The sequence below is a fragment of the Rhizobium moroccans genome, assembly GCF_057559155.1.
Genome location: NZ_JBHFJG010000048.1, coordinates 44,717 through 62,204, shown reverse-complemented (window position 1 = coordinate 62,204; position 17,488 = coordinate 44,717). Strand labels below are relative to the sequence as shown.

The window sequence follows — 17,488 nt, the reverse complement described above, 5'->3', positions numbered from 1 at the left end:
CTGCGGGTGGGCATGGCGGTTAAACCCCTCCCCCTTGTGGGGAGGGGTTGGGGAGGGGTTTTGACCCGCAACGTCGGAGATTCCCTCTGATGGACAAGACCACCTTCGAAACGAAAAACACCATCAACGGCCCCATGCATGCGGCGCTGAAACATGATTCAGCGCATAAGCATGTGACCGGAAGTGCCGAATATATCGACGATATTCCAGAACCCGCAGGCACGCTGCATGGCGGGCTCGGCCTTTCCGACCGGGCGCATGCGGAAATCCTGTCGATTGATCTCGACGCGGTGAGAACCGCGCCCGGCGTCGTCGCCGTCATCACCGCCGACGACATTCCAGGCTTCAACGATGTCGCCTCGACCGGCCAGCATGACGAGCCTCTGCTTGCCACCCGCGAGGTGCAGTTCCATGGTCAGCCGGTATTCGCGGTAATCGCCGAGACCCGCGATCAGGCGCGCCGTGCCGCCCGGCTGGCGAAGATCGAGTATCGCGACCTACCGCACTGGGCCGATATCGACGGCGCGCTCGAAAACGATGGACCGCTGGTGGTGCAGCCGATGACGCTGAGGCGCGGCGAGCCGCAGACCGAGATCGAAAAGGCGCCTCTGCGGCTCCAGGGCCATATGTATATCGGCGGCCAGGAGCACTTCTATCTCGAAGGCCATGTGGCGCTCGCCATCCCCGGCGAGGACGAGGATATTGCCGTCTGGTCCTCCACCCAGCATCCGAGCGAGGTGCAGCACATGGTGGCGCATGTGCTTGGCATCGCCAACCATGCCGTCACGGTCAGGACCCGCCGCATGGGTGGCGGCTTCGGCGGCAAGGAGACCCAGGGCAACCAGTTCGCCTGCCTTGCGGCGATCGCCGCCAAGAAGCTCGGCCGCGCGGTGAAATTCCGCCCCGACCGCGACGAGGACATGGGCGTGACCGGCAAACGGCACGATTTTCGGGTCGATTACGACGTGGGCTTCGACGAGGACGGCCGCATCCATGCGGTCGACGCAACTTACGCGGCGCGCTGCGGCTTTTCCGCCGATCTTTCAGGGCCGGTGACCGACCGCGCCCTCTTCCACGCAGATTCCAGCTATTTCTATCCGCATGTGCATCTGACCTCGAAGCCGTTGAAGACGCATACGGTTTCCAACACCGCCTTCCGCGGCTTCGGTGGACCGCAGGGCATGGTCGGGGCCGAGCGGATCATCGAGGAGATCGCCTATGCCACGGGCAAGGACCCGCTCGAAATCCGCAGGCTGAACTTCTACGGCGAGCCCGGCTCGGGCCGCACCACGACGCCCTATCACCAGGAGGTGGAGGACAATATCGTCGCGCGGATCGTCGATGAGCTGGAGGCTTCCAGCGATTATCAGGCGCGGCGTCAGGCGATCCTCGAGTTCAACGAGCAGAGCCCGGTGATCCGCAAGGGCATCGCGCTGACCCCGGTGAAGTTCGGCATCTCCTTCACCATGACCGCCTACAACCAGGCGGGCGCGCTGGTGCATGTCTATCAGGACGGCTCGATCCACCTGAACCACGGCGGCACCGAAATGGGCCAAGGGCTTTACGTGAAGGTGGCGCAGGTGGTGGCCGATACCTTCAATGTCGATATCGAGCGGGTGAAGATCACCGCCACGACCACCGGCAAGGTGCCGAACACGTCTGCCACCGCAGCCTCCTCCGGCTCGGATTTGAACGGCATGGCGGGCTATGACGCGGCCCGGCAGATCAAGGAACGGCTGATCGATTTCACCATGCGCCAGTGGAACGTGGAGCGGCAAGAGGTCGAGTTCCTGCCCAACCGCGTGCGCATTGGCGCCGAGGTCGTACCCTTCGATACGCTGGTGCGCGCCGCCTATTACGACCGCGTGCAGCTTTCGGCCGCCGGCTTCTACAAGACCCCCAAAATCCACTGGGACCGCAAGGAAGGACGCGGTCATCCCTTCTATTATTTCGCCTATGGCGCGGCGGTTTCGGAGGTTTCGATCGACACGCTGACCGGCGAATACCAGGTGGAGCGAACCGATATCCTCCACGATGTCGGCAAGTCGCTGAACCCGGCGATCGATATCGGCCAGGTGGAAGGCGGCTTCGTGCAGGGCATGGGCTGGCTGACCACCGAGGAGCTCTGGTGGGACGACAAGGGCAGGCTTCGCACGCACGCGCCCTCCACCTACAAGATACCGCTCGCCTCCGACCGGCCGAAGATCTTCAACGTGAAGCTGGCGGAATGGGCGGAAAACGCCGAGCCGACGATCGGCCGCTCGAAGGCCGTCGGCGAACCGCCCTTCATGCTGGCGATCTCGGTGCTGGAAGCGCTTTCGATGGCGGTGGCGAGCGTGGCGGACTATCGCGAATGCCCACGCCTCGACACCCCGGCCACGCCCGAGCGGGTGCTGATGGCGGTCGAGCGGCTGAAGGGAATGGGGTGACGTTTACTGCGCACATGTTGGCATTTGGAGAAAATGCCCCCTCTGGCCTGCCGGCCATCTCCCCCACAAGGGGGGAGAGACCCAGGAGCTATGCCCTGCCCTCAAAGAAATGACAGGATATTGCCGCCATCGCGTTGGGAAGCGGAAAACGGTGCGGCATGTTTTCTCCCCCCTTGTGGGGGAGATGGCCGGCAGGCCAGAGGGGGAAGCCTTCGACCGACAAGACCCGCTGTCAAAGCGGCACGTCCCGAGCAATCGAGCCGCGCTTCTTCTCCCAGAATGCCGCCTCTCGGCTCTCGGGCATGGCTTCTGACAGTCCGAGATCCTCGCGCAGATCGTCCGGCAGCGTCGGCACCCTCAGCCTTTCGGGACTGAGGAGACGGTGGAAGAACCGGCGAAAATGTCGCCAGACCAGCCCCAAGCGTGGGGATTTCAAGGGCATAGAGTGAGCGTTTGCGGACAGCATGGTTGCTCCACATCGACGGAAGAGATTGAGTTGGACGTGGCTATGGATGCGCCCGATTGCCGCGAAATTCCAATTCAAATACAATCGGCCGCGATCAAGAGAGCTTATCGATGAAATTATCGCGCCGGTTTCCGCTGAATGCGCTTCGGGTTTTCGAAACGGTCGCCCGGCTGGAGAACTTTACGCGTGCCGCCGAAGAGCTCGGCATGACCCAGACGGCGGTGAGCTATCAGATCAAGCTTCTGGAAGATTTTCTCGGCGACACGGTCTTCCTCCGCAAGCCGCGAGCGCTGCAACTGACCGAAACGGGCAAGCACCTGTTGCCGAAAGTGAGTGAGGCGTTCGACCTGCTCGGAGAGGCCGTGCAAACCACCCGCCACAGCGTGGAGGAAACGCTGGAAATCCACTCGCCGCCCACATTCGCGGCCCAATGGCTCTCGCCGCATCTCCACATTTTCAAGGCCCTGCACCCGCAAATCGAGGTCCGCCTGCTGCGCCAGCTGGATAATAACGACCACCATAGCTCGGCCGATATCACGATCTGTATCAGCGCCGGGCCATCCGACGGGTTGATCAGCCATCCTCTCTTTCGGCTCAACTATGCGCCCATGCTGTCTCCGCAACTGGCGGAAAGCGTGGGTGGCATACGGCAGCCTTCCGATTTTTTGAAACTGCCCTGGATTACCGACACCCGTGACTGGTGGCACGAATGGTTTGAGACTACTCAAATCGACTCCAAGCAGATCAGGCACACGAGCCTGAACGCTCTTGGCGCGCTCGACCTGGAGGCAAGGGCCGCCATGTCCGGTCATGGCGTGGCAATGCTGAGCCCGTTCCTATTCCGGGAAGATCTGGCATCCGGCCGTCTCCTTCAGCCTTTCGACCTCTGCGTCGGCGATGGCAAGACCTATTGGCTCGTCTATCAGCCGGCGCGCCGCAACGCGCCGAAGATCAAGGCCTTTCACGCCTGGATTCAGCAGGCCCTTGCGCGGGATCTGGAAATGCAAGGCAAGACTGTCGAGACCCCGCCCGCGGCTTAGAGATTCCGCCTCGTATGGATAAAGTCCGCGGCGCGGAAGTGATCACTCTTGGCCGGTCCGCGCGGATCGCGCCCGTCCATGAACCCGAGATCGCGCTTCCAGGAATCGGGCATTTCCTCGAGATCAAGGCGATTGGCGGCGGCGGGACGCCTATTGCCGAAGAGCGCCATCAGGTCGAGCCTCGGCCAAAGCCGTTGCAGGGGCAGAAAACCAATCGAAAACATCGTAGCCTCCAGGCGGGGCATAACCCCGTTTCAATTTGATCCTTGTAGGCTTAAGGTGCTCCCGAAAACGACGGATATCCAATCGAATAACCGTCTGCATGCATAAAGAGGATTCATGCATGAAGATGTCGAAACAGTTCCCGCTGAATGCGCTTCGCGTGTTCGAATCCGCGGCCCGCTACAGGAGCTTCACCAAGGCGGGCGACGAGCTCGGCCTCACCCAGACGGCCGTGAGCTATCAGATCAAGCTTCTGGAGGAGAATGTCGGCGAGCCGCTCTTCCTGCGTCGGCCAAGGCAGGTGAGCCTCACGGAAGCGGGCGAGCGGCTGGCGCCGAGGGTGACGGAAGCCTTCGAGATGCTGCGCGACGCGCTCGGCAATCTGCGGGAGGCATCCGAAGGGACGCTCCTCATCCATTCGACCGCGACCTTCGCCTCCCGCTGGCTGGCCCGCCATATCGGCTCGTTCCAGCTTGAAAACCCGACGATCGCGGTAAGGCTGGAGACATCCGAAACGCTCATCGATTTTTCAAAGACGGAAGCGGATGTGGCGATCCGCACCGGCAAGGGAGAATGGCCGGGCCTCAAGGCGCATTTCCTGATGAAGAGCCATTTCACCCCGATGCTGAGTCCGGAGCTTGCGGCGAGCATAGGCGGCATCAACACCCCCGCCGACCTCTTGAAACTGCGGATCATCGATCCCGGCGATCCCTGGTGGCCGATGTGGTTTTCCGCAGCCGGCATGCCCGATGTCGATCTCGGCGGGCGTCCGAGCAGCCGCATGGGCGCGCAGGCGATCGAAGCGGCAGCGGCAATCGCGGGCCACGGCGTGGCGATTCTCAAACCGGAATTCTACGCCGATGACGTGGCGCTCGGGCGGCTGATCCAGCCGTTCGATATCCTCAGCGACGAGGGAAGCCATTATTGGCTCGTCTATCCCGAAAGCCGCCGAAACTCCCCGAAGATCCGCGCCTTTCGCGAATTCATCCGGAAAACCTTGCCGACCTTCGGAGATTGAAACTCAAAATCCCATGTCCGGCGCATAGAAACAGCGCAGCGTATCCTCCGTGGGGTAGAGGCAGAGGTGGTAGTCCTCGTCCTTGGAACGGCGGGCTTCGCTCTGCGGAAGGCTGAAGTTGTGATGTCGCGTCACGAGCCGGTGGTCGCCCGGTCCGAGCGATATTTCATAGCCGCCTTTGGTAACCTTGACGTTCTTCGTCGGTATCATCTGGCAATCGCCAGTATGATTGTTGCCATTACAGCAGAAACCATCGTATTTCCAACCGGACTTAGCGTCGTGGGCTTGGGAGGAACCCACACATGACGCATACGCAATCATCGTAATCATCGTAATATTGCGCATTAACTCATTCTCCGTTGATGAATACACCACCGGTGAACCTGCAATACTCGCCGGGCACCGGCTGCTTGCATTGCCATCATAGCCTGAGTCGGCTTAGCCGACTAATTCCGAATGCCGCGATGCACAAGGAAGCATATTCAGCCAAGATAACTTGATCGAAGCTCTCCGGGTTCCATGGCCGCGGGAACAAACTTGCCGCGCACGGTTGTCCCTTCCCTCACAACGGATTTTTTCGCAAAGTGGCCGGGGGAAGAAAAAGGGGACCTGAATGTATGAATATGCCGTGGCCTGGGAATGGCTGTCCTTTGCGGCGCGCTGGATGCACGTCATCACCGCGATCGCCTGGATCGGCTCGTCCTTCTATTTCATCGCTCTGGACCTCGGGCTGGTGAAGCGGCCGCATCTGCCGCCGGGCGCCTATGGCGAGGAATGGCAGGTCCACGGCGGCGGTTTCTACCACATCCAGAAATACCTGGTGGCGCCGGCCCAGATGCCCGAGCATCTCACCTGGTTCAAATGGGAAAGCTACATGACCTGGCTTTCCGGCTTCCTGATGCTGGCCATCGTCTATTACGGCGGCGCCGACCTCTTCCTGATCGACAGGACGGTGATGGACCTGACCCAATGGCAGGCGATCGCCATCTCCATCGGCTCCCTGGCGATCGGCTGGGTCTTCTACGACCAGCTTTGCAAATCCCCGATCGGGAGAAATACCTGGGGCCTGATGGCCGTTCTCTATGTGGCGCTAGTCGCCATGGCCTGGGGCTATACGCAGGTGTTTTCCGGCCGCGCCGCCTTCCTGCACCTCGGCGCCTTCACCGCCACGATCATGTCGGCCAACGTCTTCTTCATCATCATCCCGAACCAGAAGGTGGTGGTTGCGGACCTGATCGCCGGCCGCACGCCGGACCCGAAATATGGCGTCATCGCCAAGCAGCGCTCGCTCCACAACAACTACCTGACGCTGCCCGTCATCTTCTTCATGCTGTCGAACCATTATCCGCTGGCCTTCGCGACCCATTTCAACTGGGTGATCGCCGCCCTCGTCTTCCTGATGGGCGTGACGATCCGGCACTGGTTCAACACCACCCATGCGCGGAAAGGCAGGCCCACCTGGACCTGGCTCGCGACGCTGCTGATCTTCATCGTCATCATGTGGCTTTCGACCGTTCCGAAGGTGCTGACCGGCGAAGCCGAAACCTCCTCCCTGACCCCGCTCCAGCAGCAATTCGCCTCCAATGCGCATTTCGGCGCGGCGAAGGACGTGGTGCTTTCCCGTTGTTCCATGTGCCATTCGGCCGAGCCGGTCTATGAAGGCATCACCTTCACCCCGAAATCCGTGAAGCTGGAAACCGACCAGGAGATTGCCGCGCACGCCCGGGAAATCTATATCCAGGCGGGTCTGAGCCATGCGATGCCTCCCGGCAACGTCACCGGCATTTCGCCGGAGGAACGCAGGCTCCTCACTGCCTGGTATGAAAGCGCGATATCCGAATGACCCAACTTCTCCTCCGCGGCCGCCTGCTCTCCTTCAAGCGCGCTCCCCTCTCCCTCACCGATAGCGAGAGCTATCTCTACGAGAGCGACGGCGCGCTGCTGATCGAGGACGGCAGAATCATCGCCGCGGGAGATTACGCGAGCGTCAAGGAGAAGGCCCCGGAGGAGATCGAGGAGATCGACCACCGGCCGCACCTGATACTGCCTGGCCTCATCGACATGCACCTGCATTTTCCACAGATGCAGGTGATCGCCTCCTATGCCGGCAGCCTGCTCGAATGGCTGAACACCTACACCTTCCATGAAGAGTGCCGCTTCGTGGAAAGCGCGCATGCCGCCCGCATTGCCAGCCATTTCTATGACGAGCTCATCCGGCACGGCACGACCACTGCGGCCGCCTATTGCACCGTCCACAAGAGCTCGGCCGACGCCTTCTTCGCAGAGGCGCTGAGGCGCGGCATGTGCATGGTGGGCGGCAAGGTGATGATGGACCGCAATGCGCCGCAGGGCCTGCTCGATACGCCGGAAATGGGCTATGACGAAACCCGCGCGGTGATCGCCGAATGGCACGGCAAGGGCCGCAACCACGTCGCCATCACGCCGCGTTTCGCCATCACCTCCACGCCGGCGCAGATGAAGGCCGCCCAGGCGCTGGCGGAGGAATTTCCGGACCTCTTCATCCAGACCCATCTGTCCGAGAACCACGAGGAGATCCGCTATACCTGCGAGCTTTATCCGCAGGCGCGGGACTATACGGACATCTACGCCCATTACGGCCTGTTGGGGCCGAAGACGCTGCTCGGCCACGCGATCCATCTCTCCGACCGTGAGGCGGATGCGCTTTCGGAGGCAGGCAGCGTTGCCGTCCACTGCCCCACCTCCAACCTCTTCCTCGGCTCCGGCCTCTTCCCGATGAAGGCGCTGATGCGGCGCGAGAAACCGGTCAGAGTGGCGGTCGCAACCGATATCGGCGGCGGATCGAGCTATTCGATGCTGAAGACAATGGACGAAGCCTACAAGATACAGCAGCTCCTGGGCGAACGGCTGAACCCGCTCGAAAGCTTCTATCTGATGACCCGCGGCAATGCCGAGGCGCTCGGCATGGCGGACGATATCGGCACGCTGGATGCGGGCAGCGCCGCCGACCTCGTCGTGTTGAACGCCGCCTCCACGCCGGCCATGCGGCTTCGCATGGAAACCATCACCACGCTGCCGGAAGAGCTCTTCCTGCTGCAGACCATGGGCGACGACCGCGCGGTGGTGGAAACCTATGTGGCGGGCAAGGCGATGAAACGTAACGCCCATGATTGAGCTGAAACCCATCCGCACCGAAGCAGATCCCGCCTGATGGAACCCGCGCCCCTTCGGTGAGTTGCAGTCTCATCGGTTCAAGGGAGGAACCATCATGGTTGTCTTTCTGGAAGTGCTGGCAGCGCTTTTGGCTGCGATCGCGATGAGCTTTGCCCTCGCGCACGCGGCGGAACTGCCGGGCAAGCTGCGGCTCGACAAGGAGCATTATCTCGCCGTTCAGACGATCTATTATCCGGGCTTCACGATCGGCGGCGCCCTTGAGGCGGCGAGTATCGTCGCCACCCTGCTCCTGCTTTTCACGATCCCGACCGGAACCACGAAATTCTGGCTCGTCGGCGGAGCCTTTCTGGCGCTCGCTGCGATGCAGGCGATCTTTTGGCTGATGACCCAGCCGGTCAACAAGTTCTGGCTGAAGGATACGAAGCTTTCCACTGCCGCGGGGCGTTTCTTCGACACCGGCGCCTCGCTAGCCGATGCCGGGGCGGACTGGACGATCCAGCGCGACCGCTGGGAGAAATCCCATGTTCTGCGCGCCGTGGCGGCCACGCTCGGTCTGATACTGCTCCTCATCGCTATTGCGCTTTGACGAGCCTTCAAGGAGGTTCGCCTATCCCTTGATGACGTCTATCACCGCGCGGATGATCGGCACGTCGCGGATGTCCGAGTGGACGACCAGCCAGATATCGCGCGTCACCGGCTCCTCCTCATCGGTCGCCCGGACGAGGCCGGCCTCGTCACCGACGATGAAATCCGGCAGGATCGCAATGCCGCCGCCCGCCCTTGCGGCGGCGAGCTGGAATTCCAAGGTGGAGGCCTTGATGCCAATGCGGCGGCCGGCGGCCACCTCTATCAGCCTTTGATATTGCGGGGAGTTCTCCATGTCGCCGCCATAGGAGATGAAGCTCCACGCCTCCTTCGTCGTCTCGGCGAGATAGGACGGCGCGGCATAGAAATTGAAGGTGACGCCGCCGAGGCGGGTGATCGTCAACTCCCCCTGCTCCGGCCGGGCGAGCCTGACCGCGATATCCGCCTCGCGGCGGTTGAGCGAGGCATATTGTTTTTCACCTGCCAGGACGATGTCGATATCGGGATGAAGGCGGCGTAGCCTTACGATCGGCTCCGCGAGCAGGAAGGTCGATAGCGCCGGCGGCGCGCTGATGCGCACCGTGCCCGCGAGCCGTTCCCCGCTCAGCCTTGCCTGCTCGATCGCCAGCGCCTCGTCACCCATGCGCCGGGCCATGGCGGCGATCCGCTCGCCTTCCGCGGTCAACTGGATTCTGCGGCCTCTTCGGTCGATCAGCTTCATCCGCAACTGATCTTCGAGAAGCGATACACGCCTCCCGACTGTCGCGTGCTCAACCCCGAGGCTGCGAGCGGCCCCGAGAAGGGTGCCGCTCGTCGCGAGCGCGAGGAAATAGCGTAAGTTATCCCAATCGAGCTTTGTTAGATTTTTCACATCCATTGGCGAACTATAGGGAATTTCCAAACAACATGCCATCGCGCATCATCCGCCATCGATCAGTTATGGAGACGACGATGACGGATATCGCGGTATCACTTCTTTCACCGGGCGGCGTGGACAAGTTCCAGGTTTCCGAACAGCCCGAATTGCAGCCGGGCGAAAACGAAATCCTCGTGCGGCACGAGGCGATCGGCATGAATTTTCTCGATATCTACCACCGCAACGGCACCTATGCGCTGCCCTCCTATCCCGCCATTCTGGGTGCAGAGGCAGCCGGCGTGGTTGAGGCGGTCGGCGCCGCCGTCGAGACCGTGAAGCCCGGCGACCGCATCGTCTATGGCGGCACTCCGGGAGGCGCCTATGCCTCGAAGCGGCTGCTGCCGGCGGCAAGGGCAATTCCCCTTCCCGCAGATCTCTCCTCGAAGATTGCGGCCGCTTCGCTCCTGAAAACCATGACCGCCTACATGCTGCTCCACAAAACCTATCCGGTGGAGGCCGGAACGGTGATCCTGATCCATGCGGCCGCCGGCGGCCTGGGCACCATTCTCACCCGTTGGGCAAAGCATCTCGGCGCGACCGTCATCGGCACCGTCAGCTCGCCCGAAAAGGCCGAGTTCGCCCGCTCGCACGGCGCCGATCACCTCATCGTCGGGCGCAATGCCGACATCGTTTCCGAGGTCAGGGCGCTGACAAATGGCAAGGGGGTGCATGTCGCCTATGACGGGATCGGCGGAGACATGCTCGTGAAGACGATCCACTGTGTGCGGCCCTTCGGCATGGCGGCTTCGATCGGCCAGGCGGCCGGGCCTATCCCGCCTCTTTCCGTGGACGAGCTTCGGCCCGGAAAATCGCTCTCGCGGCCAAGCGTTATGGCCTATGTGGCAGAGACTTCCAATTACCGGGAAGCGGCGGAAGCCGCCATCGCGGCCATGAAGCAAGGCATCGTCGCGACGATTGCCGGCGAATATCCGTTGCGGGAGGCCGCTAAAGCTCAGGCGGCCCTGGAAAGCGGTAAAGTGGCGGGAAGTCTGCTGCTGATTCCCTGACAATGGCTTGACCGACGGGCGTCAGCAAGCACCTGCCGCCCGCCTTCCTTGGACCGGGGGCCTTCGCAAATACCCGCGTAATTTTCGGTGACCGTAACGAAAATTTCGTGTTAGTTGAAGGTATACACTGCCCATCCTGGAAATCCCGCCTCATGTCCAAGCCGCTTACCATCGCCGACCTCAAGACCCTTGCCCAGCGCCGCGTACCCAAGATGTTCTTCGACTATGCCGATAGCGGCGCCTGGACCGAAGGCACCTATCGCGCCAACGAGGAGGATTTTTCGAAGATCAAGCTGCGCCAGCGCGTGCTCGTCGACATGACGGACCGCTCGCTCGCCAGCACGATGATCGGCGAACCGGTCTCCATGCCGGTGGCGCTGGCGCCGACCGGCATGTGCGGCATGCAGCATGCCGACGGCGAGATGCTGGCCGCCAAGGCGGCCGAAGAGTTCGGCGTGCCCTTCACGCTCTCGACCATGAGCATCTGCTCGATCGAGGATGTCGCCTCCGTCACCTCCAGGCCTTTCTGGTTCCAGCTCTACGTGATGAAGGATCGCGCCTTCGTGGAGGGGTTGATCGAGCGCGCCAAGGCGGCGAAATGCTCGGCGCTCGTCGTCACCGCCGACCTGCAGATCCTCGGCCAGCGCCACAAGGACCTGCGCAACGGCCTCTCGGCCCCGCCGAAATGGACGCTCAATCACGCCATCCAGCTCGCCACCCGGCCGAAATGGTGCCTCACCATGCTGCAGACGAAGCGGCGCGGCTTCGGCAATATCGTGGGCCACGCCAAGAATGTCTCCGACCTTTCCTCGCTCGGCGCCTGGACGGCCGAGCAATTCGATCCCCGGCTTTCCTGGAAGGATATCGAGTGGATCAAGAAGCTCTGGGGCGGCAAGCTCATCATCAAGGGAATTCTCGATGAGGAAGACGCCCGCGCGGCAGCCGATACCGGGGCTGACGCGATTATCGTCTCGAACCATGGCGGGCGGCAGCTCGACGGCGCCCTCTCCTCCATCAGCATGCTGCCGAGGATCGTCGACGCCGTTGGCGACCGGACGGAGGTACATTTCGACGGCGGCATCCGCTCCGGGCAGGACGTGCTGAAGGCCGTGGCGCTCGGCGCGCGCGGCACCTATATCGGCCGCCCCTTCCTCTATGGCCTCGGCGCGATGGGCAAGCTCGGCGTCACCACGACGCTCGAAATTCTCCGCAAGGAGATGGACATCACCATGGCGCTTTGCGGCAAGCGGGATATCCAGGCCGTGGATCGGGGAATCATTGCGGATATGCGGTTTTGAGCGCTCGTTCACGCACCTTGACAGTGTGTATAAGTACGCACAATATCTGACATGAAAAGCACGGAGGTTATCGCGGCCTTGCGGAAGGATGGCTGGTTCGAGGTGAACCGGAAAGGTAGCCACGCCCAGTTCAAGCACCCGACGAAACCGGGCCGTGTAACCGTGCCGCATCCGAAACGCGATATGCCGATCGGCACGCTGCGCAGCATAGAGAAACAATCCGGGCTGAAGCTGTCATGACAAATTTTATCGGCTTGATTCACAAGGATGCGGACAGCGATTTCGGCGTCTCGTTCCCTGACTTTCCGGGTGTCGTGACGGCTGGTTCGAGTCTTGACGAAGCCCGGCGCATGGCCGAGGAAGCGCTCGCCTTCCACGTCGAAGGCATGATCGAGGACGGCGAAGCGATCCCCGAAGCTTCGAGCCTCGAAGGCGTGATGGCCGACGCCCTCAATCGAGAAGCGGTGGCAATCCTGGTTACGCTCAAGACGCCCACGTCGAAGGCCGTGCGCATCAACGTTACGCTGCCCGAAGACATCCTGGAGCGGATCGATGCCTACGCATCGGAGCGCGGCCTATCCCGCTCCGGCTTTCTCGCGCGCGCGGCTCGCCACGAAATCGAGCGCGATTCGGCGGCATGAATTGAGCTATACGCTCAGCACCAGCCGGCCTTGCTGCCGGGCCTGCGGGCTAGTCCCTCGCGCACGAGGATATCCGCCAGCGACATGCCGTTGCGGGTGACCTGCCTCAGCTTGTGGCCGTCGACCTCCTCGTTATTGCCCTGCCAGGTGACGAGTTCGAAGGGGCCGGCATCGAGGAAGGCGCGGACCCTGAGTTCCGCATCGCTTGCCTTGATGCGCTCGGCCTCGCAGCGCGGCTTCTTGATGTCGGGCACTTCGATGCCGACAAGGCGGATCTTCTGGCCATGGAAGACGAAACGGTCGGCGGAGACGACGCAGTCGTCCTGCTTGGCCGTGCCGCAGAGGTAGAATTTCGCCTGATAGGCGCCCGAAAGACCGTCGCCCGGCCTCATCACCGCCTCCTTGGGCGTCGTGTCCCTCGGTTCGACGGCATCCGGCTTGGCGATCGGCTGCGGCGGCACGAGCGCTGCGACCTGCCTGACGGGCGCGGAAGGGATGGGCGCCGGCGGAACGGGCGCAGCCTCGGCCGTGGAACGGCTGGCGGAGACCGGACGAGCGGGAACGGGCTTCGGCGGCACGGGATGGTTCGGCGTTTTCCGCACGGCCGTTTCCTGGGGCTTGCCGCTGCCGAAGCCGTTGAAGAACCGTCGGACTTCCCGAGAATTGTCATAGGCCGCGATGCCGCCCGCCACGACGACGAGCGCCGCCAACCAGGGCAGCAGCGACGAGCGCGACTTTCCCGATGCGGAACGCCTGCTACCGCTTTTCCTGCGTGTGCCCTTCGAGCCGGACCTGGCCATTGTCGATCTCCTGTCGAATCGGCCAGAGTATCGCCGCCGAAAACTTTCCGAAAAGTTTCGATCGGACCTCGTTCAGTGGAAACGTGGCCTTATCCGACCCGCCCGATCGCAAGCGCCATCGCCCAGTCCGCACGGCCGTTGGCGGCCGCAAGGCGAGACATCGCCATATGGTCGTAGCTCACGTTGCGGAACTGCGGCACCCAGCCGGATGAGGTCTTCTCCAGAACCGCATAGGAGGCCATGCCGTGCCCCACCTCCACCTTGTGGTAATAAGGCGTATCGTCGTCATAGGCAGGGCAGCCGACGCTGCCGGGATTGACGATCAGCCGGCCATCCGAAAGCTGTACCGCGCGCGGAACATGGCTGTGGCCGCAGAGAATGAGCGGTTGCTCGACACCTTCCGCCAATGCATCGATCTCCTCGAGAGACTTGAGGAAGACATGCCCTTCGGGAGAGACCTCTTCCAGCCAGTAGACATCGTCGCCCTTGGGCGTCGCGTGGCAGAGGAGGACTTCATCCCGAAAGACCGCGCTGAAAGGCAGTTTGCGCAGCCAATCCAGATGACGAGGCGCGAGCTGCGCATGGGCGTGAGCATCCGAAAGCGCAAGTTCCCCGGCAGGCGTCTCGATGAGATAGCGGTCATGATTGCCGCGCACGGTAAGGAGATCGAGCGGCATGAGGAGATCGGCCGTCCGCGCCGCTTCCAGCGGACCGCTCAAGCAATCGCCGAGATTGACGATATCGCCGATGCCGAGGCTTTGGATATCGGCAAGCACCGCCCGAAGGGCCGCGCAGTTTCCGTGAATGTCGGCAATCGCTGCAAAGCGCATCAGCTTCCCCGATAGGTCGAATAGCCGTAGGGCGAAAGAAGCAGCGGCACGTGGTAATGCGCCGTGGTGTCGGCGATGCCGAAGCGGATCGGGATGACGTCGAGGAAGGCAGGCTGCGGAAGCTCGGCGCCGCCGGCCCTCAGATAATCGCCCGCATGGAAGACGAGTTCGTATTCGCCGGCGATGAAAGTCTCGCCAACGAGGATAGGACCGCCGTCGACGCGGCCGTCGGAATTGGTGGTGACCGTCGCTACCTTCTCGCGGATCTCGCCACTCAACCGGTAGAGATCGATCTTCAGGCCCTCGGCGGGCCTGCCCTTCGCGGTGTCCAGGACATGGGTGGTGAGGCCGGTCATGGCTTGGGCTCCGCGATGAGATAGGGTGACGGGAAGAAGTATTCCTCGTAATTGGCGGCCGGATCGTCCCGGTCCACCACGAGGAAATCGCTGACGGCGCCAAGCGCCATCAACGGATGGTGCCAAACGTTCGGGAAGTAATTCACACCCTGATGCGGCCCGAGGAGGAAAACCTGCGGCTTGCCCGGCCTGCCCTCTTCATCGTCCGAAACGGCAACGAGGAATAGTCGGCCCGAAAGCGGCGTGAAGCTCTGGCTGGCATAGGGATGCCGCTCCATCATCCCGATCTCGTAGGGAAACAGCCTCGGCTGGCTGCGGAAGATGTTGAAGATCAGCCGGACGGGCTCGCCGATGACGACGGGTTCGGCCAGCGCATGATAGCGCTCGGTGGTTCCGTTATTGATGAGCCGCATCTTGGCGGGATCGGTTTCGATGACATCGCCGAAAGGCGCAAAGGCCTCCTTGGAGAGAGGCTTGATTTCAAGATATTCAGTCACGTCATTCGCCTTGGGCGCGCCAGTGGCGCAGAGAATCGAGTTGGGAAACCAAATCGGGGATAGCGGTCTTCACCGTATCCCAGACGATCGGGAGTTCCACGTTATAGTAATCATGGGCCACGAAATTGCGCATTCCCCTCATCTTTGCCCAGGGGATTTCGGGATGTTCAACAGGAAACTCCGGATGCAGCGTCATGATTCTGGAAGCTGCCTCGCCAATGAGCACCAGAGTCATCGAAACTGCCATCTGCGTGCGCAAATCGGCAAGAAATGCCTCGCGGTCCATGCCCTCCAGGAATTTCCCCGCTTGGATCGCAGCAGATCGCATCTGATCCAGATATTCGTGCAATCGATCCGCATTCATATCGCGGTCGCTTCCGACAGTATCCGGTCCCGAATGGATGGCTTCAACCCGCCGGATGTCACGACGTCCACCCTCACCTTCAGCAGCGTTTCAAGGCTGTCCTGAAGCCCGCCGAGATCGAACAGCGTCGCTCCCGGCAGCGCATCCACGAGAATGTCGATATCGCTGTCCGGCCCGTCCTCACCGCGGGCGACCGAGCCGAAGACGCGCGGGTTCGCCGCTTTGAAGCGCTTGGTCGCTTCGCGGATCGCCTCCCTGTTCTTCTCCAGCACTTCCGACGGTCTCATGACGGCATCACTCCTGATGCCGTCAATATAAGCCAGCGGCGGGGCAGAGGAAAGAACCCATGCCTTGGCGCTATTGAGCCTGGAAAGTCTCGGTCAGGTCTCCGGAAGCAGCGACTGCAGGCGCAGGAGCGCGATCCTTTCCACCTGGGCGGCGGCGGTCTCGAACTCTTCCTCGGCGCTGCTGTGGATGCGGCGTTCGAAGGCGGCCAGAATATCGTCCTTCGTGAGCCCCTTCACGGCGATGATGAAGGGAAAGCCGAATTTCTCCGTATAGGCTTTGTTGAGTTCAGTGAAGCGGGCATGTTCTTCCGCGCTCAGGCGATCGAGGCCGGCGCCGGCCTGCTCCTTGCGGCTGTCCTCGGTAAGCTCGCCGGCGATCGCGAGCCTGCCCGCAAGATCCGGATGGGCTCTCAATACGCCGAGCCGTTCCTCGCGGCTCGCCATGCGGAAGATCGAGATCAGCGCGGCGTGCACGCTTTTCGCCCGCAGCGGCACGAGCATGAGCCCCGCATCATAGGCCCGCTCGGCGATGAAGGGAGAATGCTCGAAAACGCCCCCGAACTTCTCGATGAAATCGCCGCGCGCGCTCAAATCCGCTCCTCCGGCTTGTGATGCTCGTGCCAGTGGCGGGCGATCTCGATGCGCCGGGGTATCCAGACCTTGTCGTGGGAAAGCACGTATTCCATGAAGCGGCGGAGCGCCGCGGCTCGGCCCGGCCGGCCGACGAGACGGCAGTGGAGGCCGATAGACATCATCTTCGGACTGCCTTCCCTACCCTCCCTGTAGAGCACGTCGAAGGCATCCTTCAGATAGGTGAAGAACTGCTCGCCGGTGTTGAAGCCCTGCGCCGTGGCGAAACGCATGTCGTTGGTTTCCAGCGTATAGGGAATGATGAGGAAAGGTTTCCCATCAACTCCCGGCACCCAATAGGGCAGATCGTCCGCATAGGAGTCCGAGGAGTAGAGGAAGCCCCCTTCCTCCTGGACAAGCCGCAGAGTATTGGCCGAAGGCTTGCCCTGGTAGATGCCGTAGGGCCGTTCGCCCGTAAGCTCGGTGTGCAGCCGCACGGCGTCCAAGATATGCCGGCGTTCCAAATCCTCCGGAAAATCCTTGTATTCCAGCCAGCGATAGCCGTGGCTGGCGATCTCCCAGCCCGCTTCCTTCATGGCGGCGACCGCTTCCGGATTGCGCGCCATGGCAAGCGTCACACCATAGACCGTCGCCTGTACCTTGAGTTCGGTGAACAGGCGCCAGAGCCGCCAGAAGCCGGCGCGGGAACCGTATTCGTAGATCGACTCCATGTTGAGATTGCGCTGGCCCGCCCAGGGTGCCGCCCCGACGATCTCTGAAAGGAGGCATTCCGAGGCGGGGTCGCCATCCAGAATGCAGCTCTCGCCCCCCTCCTCGTAGTTGATGACGAACTGCACGGCGATATGCGCCTCGCCGGGCCATTTCGGATCGGGGATGGAGCGGCCATAGCCGACGAGATCGCGCGGGTAATCTTTTGACAGCATCAAACCACCTCGAAAGTTCCGCATGACGGTAGCGCACCGTCTCGCCGAATGTCGAGAGCAAAGAC

Annotated in this window: 22 protein-coding genes; 10 read left to right on the top strand and 12 right to left on the bottom strand. The window is 62.1% G+C overall.

All coding sequences use genetic code 11. The features are described from left to right. Positions 1-89 precede the first annotated feature (89 nt). Positions 90-2,429, top strand: a complete 2,340-nt coding sequence (xdhB, locus tag ACE04I_RS22995; RefSeq protein ID WP_046794416.1) for a xanthine dehydrogenase molybdopterin binding subunit — start codon at positions 90-92, stop codon at positions 2,427-2,429. Between the two features lie 232 nt (positions 2,430-2,661). Here the strand turns inward: xdhB and ACE04I_RS22990 are convergent, their stop codons facing one another. Next, positions 2,662-2,895 (bottom strand): hypothetical protein, encoded by a 234-nt coding sequence (locus tag ACE04I_RS22990; protein WP_137326887.1) that lies wholly within the window; start codon positions 2,893-2,895, stop codon positions 2,662-2,664. A gap of 110 nt (positions 2,896-3,005) precedes the next feature. On the opposite strand from ACE04I_RS22990, the gene ACE04I_RS22985 reads away from it, so the two are divergent. Then, on the top strand, positions 3,006-3,935 hold the full coding sequence (locus ACE04I_RS22985) for a LysR substrate-binding domain-containing protein (protein ID WP_046795052.1): 930 nt from the start codon (positions 3,006-3,008) through the stop codon (positions 3,933-3,935). Here the strand turns inward: ACE04I_RS22985 and ACE04I_RS22980 are convergent. After that, positions 3,932-4,159: a hypothetical protein gene (locus tag ACE04I_RS22980; protein ID WP_046794418.1), complete on the bottom strand. Its 228-nt coding sequence runs from the start codon at positions 4,157-4,159 to the stop codon at positions 3,932-3,934. The two genes, ACE04I_RS22985 and ACE04I_RS22980, sit on opposite strands and share 4 nt — an antisense overlap. A 119-nt stretch (positions 4,160-4,278) precedes the next feature. Here ACE04I_RS22980 and ACE04I_RS22975 point away from each other — a divergent pair, with 119 nt between their 5' ends. Next, positions 4,279-5,175, top strand: a complete 897-nt coding sequence (locus ACE04I_RS22975) for a LysR substrate-binding domain-containing protein (RefSeq protein WP_137326886.1) — start codon at positions 4,279-4,281, stop codon at positions 5,173-5,175. A 3-nt stretch (positions 5,176-5,178) separates the two neighbouring features. Here ACE04I_RS22975 and ACE04I_RS22970 read toward each other — a convergent pair whose 3' ends face one another. Further along, positions 5,179-5,520, bottom strand: a complete 342-nt coding sequence (locus tag ACE04I_RS22970; RefSeq protein WP_046794420.1) for a hypothetical protein — start codon at positions 5,518-5,520, stop codon at positions 5,179-5,181. A gap of 268 nt (positions 5,521-5,788) precedes the next feature. Between ACE04I_RS22970 and puuD the strand changes: the two genes are divergently transcribed. From puuD to ACE04I_RS22955, 3 genes are all read left to right on the top strand, one after another. Continuing rightward, entirely contained in the window at positions 5,789-7,018 is a 1,230-nt protein-coding gene (gene puuD, locus ACE04I_RS22965; RefSeq protein ID WP_046794421.1) for a urate hydroxylase PuuD, read from the top strand. Next, complete coding sequence (gene guaD / locus ACE04I_RS22960; protein ID WP_046794422.1) at positions 7,015-8,328, top strand: guanine deaminase; 1,314 nt, start codon at positions 7,015-7,017, stop codon at positions 8,326-8,328. The genes puuD and guaD overlap by 4 nt, the downstream gene beginning before the upstream one ends. Positions 8,329-8,422: 94 nt before the next feature. Beyond that, positions 8,423-8,914, top strand: coding sequence for an anthrone oxygenase family protein (locus ACE04I_RS22955; protein ID WP_046794423.1), 492 nt, complete (start codon positions 8,423-8,425; stop codon positions 8,912-8,914). 21 nt (positions 8,915-8,935) lie between these two features. Here ACE04I_RS22955 and ACE04I_RS22950 read toward each other — a convergent pair whose 3' ends face one another. Then, positions 8,936-9,814 carry a LysR family transcriptional regulator gene (locus ACE04I_RS22950; protein WP_046794424.1) on the bottom strand — a complete coding sequence of 293 codons (879 nt, stop codon included), beginning with the start codon at positions 9,812-9,814 and terminating at the stop codon, positions 8,936-8,938. 50 nt (positions 9,815-9,864) lie between these two features. Here ACE04I_RS22950 and ACE04I_RS22945 point away from each other — a divergent pair, with 50 nt between their 5' ends. From ACE04I_RS22945 to ACE04I_RS22930, 4 genes are all read left to right on the top strand, one after another. Continuing rightward, positions 9,865-10,836 carry a quinone oxidoreductase family protein gene (locus ACE04I_RS22945; RefSeq protein ID WP_487207634.1) on the top strand — a complete coding sequence of 324 codons (972 nt, stop codon included), beginning with the start codon at positions 9,865-9,867 and terminating at the stop codon, positions 10,834-10,836. A 152-nt stretch (positions 10,837-10,988) separates the two neighbouring features. After that, a complete protein-coding gene (locus tag ACE04I_RS22940; protein WP_046794426.1) occupies positions 10,989-12,134 on the top strand; it encodes an alpha-hydroxy acid oxidase in 1,146 nt (381 codons plus the stop codon). 51 nt (positions 12,135-12,185) lie between these two features. Continuing rightward, positions 12,186-12,374, top strand: a complete 189-nt coding sequence (locus tag ACE04I_RS22935; RefSeq protein ID WP_046794427.1) for a type II toxin-antitoxin system HicA family toxin — start codon at positions 12,186-12,188, stop codon at positions 12,372-12,374. Next, complete coding sequence (locus ACE04I_RS22930; RefSeq protein WP_046794428.1) at positions 12,371-12,775, top strand: type II toxin-antitoxin system HicB family antitoxin; 405 nt, start codon at positions 12,371-12,373, stop codon at positions 12,773-12,775. Before ACE04I_RS22935 ends, ACE04I_RS22930 begins: the two co-directional genes overlap by 4 nt. A gap of 14 nt (positions 12,776-12,789) precedes the next feature. Here ACE04I_RS22930 and ACE04I_RS22925 read toward each other — a convergent pair whose 3' ends face one another. The 8 genes from ACE04I_RS22925 to puuE all read right to left on the bottom strand — a co-directional run bounded on the left by ACE04I_RS22925 (position 12,790) and on the right by puuE (position 17,423). Next, a complete protein-coding gene (locus ACE04I_RS22925; protein ID WP_052760393.1) occupies positions 12,790-13,575 on the bottom strand; it encodes a hypothetical protein in 786 nt (261 codons plus the stop codon). Between the two features lie 89 nt (positions 13,576-13,664). After that, on the bottom strand, positions 13,665-14,405 hold the full coding sequence (locus tag ACE04I_RS22920) for a metallophosphoesterase family protein (protein ID WP_046794429.1): 741 nt from the start codon (positions 14,403-14,405) through the stop codon (positions 13,665-13,667). Further along, complete coding sequence (uraH, locus tag ACE04I_RS22915; RefSeq protein ID WP_046794430.1) at positions 14,405-14,761, bottom strand: hydroxyisourate hydrolase; 357 nt, start codon at positions 14,759-14,761, stop codon at positions 14,405-14,407. Before uraH ends, ACE04I_RS22920 begins: the two co-directional genes overlap by 1 nt. Further along, positions 14,758-15,258, bottom strand: coding sequence for an ureidoglycolate lyase (locus ACE04I_RS22910; protein WP_046794431.1), 501 nt, complete (start codon positions 15,256-15,258; stop codon positions 14,758-14,760). Before ACE04I_RS22910 ends, uraH begins: the two co-directional genes overlap by 4 nt. Before the next feature lies 1 nt (position 15,259). Next, positions 15,260-15,622 carry a HepT-like ribonuclease domain-containing protein gene (locus tag ACE04I_RS22905; protein ID WP_046794432.1) on the bottom strand — a complete coding sequence of 121 codons (363 nt, stop codon included), beginning with the start codon at positions 15,620-15,622 and terminating at the stop codon, positions 15,260-15,262. After that, complete coding sequence (locus tag ACE04I_RS22900; protein WP_046794433.1) at positions 15,619-15,909, bottom strand: nucleotidyltransferase family protein; 291 nt, start codon at positions 15,907-15,909, stop codon at positions 15,619-15,621. The genes ACE04I_RS22905 and ACE04I_RS22900 overlap by 4 nt, the downstream gene beginning before the upstream one ends. 93 nt (positions 15,910-16,002) lie before the next feature. Further along, positions 16,003-16,500 carry a 2-oxo-4-hydroxy-4-carboxy-5-ureidoimidazoline decarboxylase gene (gene uraD / locus ACE04I_RS22895; protein WP_046794434.1) on the bottom strand — a complete coding sequence of 166 codons (498 nt, stop codon included), beginning with the start codon at positions 16,498-16,500 and terminating at the stop codon, positions 16,003-16,005. Next, positions 16,497-17,423, bottom strand: coding sequence for an allantoinase PuuE (puuE, locus tag ACE04I_RS22890; RefSeq protein WP_046794435.1), 927 nt, complete (start codon positions 17,421-17,423; stop codon positions 16,497-16,499). Before puuE ends, uraD begins: the two co-directional genes overlap by 4 nt. Between the last annotated feature and the right edge of the window lie 65 nt (positions 17,424-17,488).

Coding starts and splice junctions, on each gene's coding strand:
- xdhB (WP_046794416.1), top strand. CDS start 90: ATGGACAAGACCACCTTCGAAACGAAAAACACCATCAACGGCCCCATG.
- ACE04I_RS22990 (WP_137326887.1), bottom strand. CDS start 2,895: ATGCTGTCCGCAAACGCTCACTCTATGCCCTTGAAATCCCCACGCTTG.
- ACE04I_RS22985 (WP_046795052.1), top strand. CDS start 3,006: ATGAAATTATCGCGCCGGTTTCCGCTGAATGCGCTTCGGGTTTTCGAA.
- ACE04I_RS22980 (WP_046794418.1), bottom strand. CDS start 4,159: ATGTTTTCGATTGGTTTTCTGCCCCTGCAACGGCTTTGGCCGAGGCTC.
- ACE04I_RS22975 (WP_137326886.1), top strand. CDS start 4,279: ATGAAGATGTCGAAACAGTTCCCGCTGAATGCGCTTCGCGTGTTCGAA.
- ACE04I_RS22970 (WP_046794420.1), bottom strand. CDS start 5,520: ATGCGCAATATTACGATGATTACGATGATTGCGTATGCGTCATGTGTG.
- puuD (WP_046794421.1), top strand. CDS start 5,789: ATGTATGAATATGCCGTGGCCTGGGAATGGCTGTCCTTTGCGGCGCGC.
- guaD (WP_046794422.1), top strand. CDS start 7,015: ATGACCCAACTTCTCCTCCGCGGCCGCCTGCTCTCCTTCAAGCGCGCT.
- ACE04I_RS22955 (WP_046794423.1), top strand. CDS start 8,423: ATGGTTGTCTTTCTGGAAGTGCTGGCAGCGCTTTTGGCTGCGATCGCG.
- ACE04I_RS22945 (WP_487207634.1), top strand. CDS start 9,865: ATGACGGATATCGCGGTATCACTTCTTTCACCGGGCGGCGTGGACAAG.
- ACE04I_RS22940 (WP_046794426.1), top strand. CDS start 10,989: ATGTCCAAGCCGCTTACCATCGCCGACCTCAAGACCCTTGCCCAGCGC.
- ACE04I_RS22935 (WP_046794427.1), top strand. CDS start 12,186: ATGAAAAGCACGGAGGTTATCGCGGCCTTGCGGAAGGATGGCTGGTTC.
- ACE04I_RS22930 (WP_046794428.1), top strand. CDS start 12,371: ATGACAAATTTTATCGGCTTGATTCACAAGGATGCGGACAGCGATTTC.
- ACE04I_RS22925 (WP_052760393.1), bottom strand. CDS start 13,575: ATGGCCAGGTCCGGCTCGAAGGGCACACGCAGGAAAAGCGGTAGCAGG.
- ACE04I_RS22920 (WP_046794429.1), bottom strand. CDS start 14,405: ATGCGCTTTGCAGCGATTGCCGACATTCACGGAAACTGCGCGGCCCTT.
- uraH (WP_046794430.1), bottom strand. CDS start 14,761: ATGACCGGCCTCACCACCCATGTCCTGGACACCGCGAAGGGCAGGCCC.
- ACE04I_RS22905 (WP_046794432.1), bottom strand. CDS start 15,622: ATGAATGCGGATCGATTGCACGAATATCTGGATCAGATGCGATCTGCT.
- ACE04I_RS22900 (WP_046794433.1), bottom strand. CDS start 15,909: ATGAGACCGTCGGAAGTGCTGGAGAAGAACAGGGAGGCGATCCGCGAA.
- puuE (WP_046794435.1), bottom strand. CDS start 17,423: ATGCTGTCAAAAGATTACCCGCGCGATCTCGTCGGCTATGGCCGCTCC.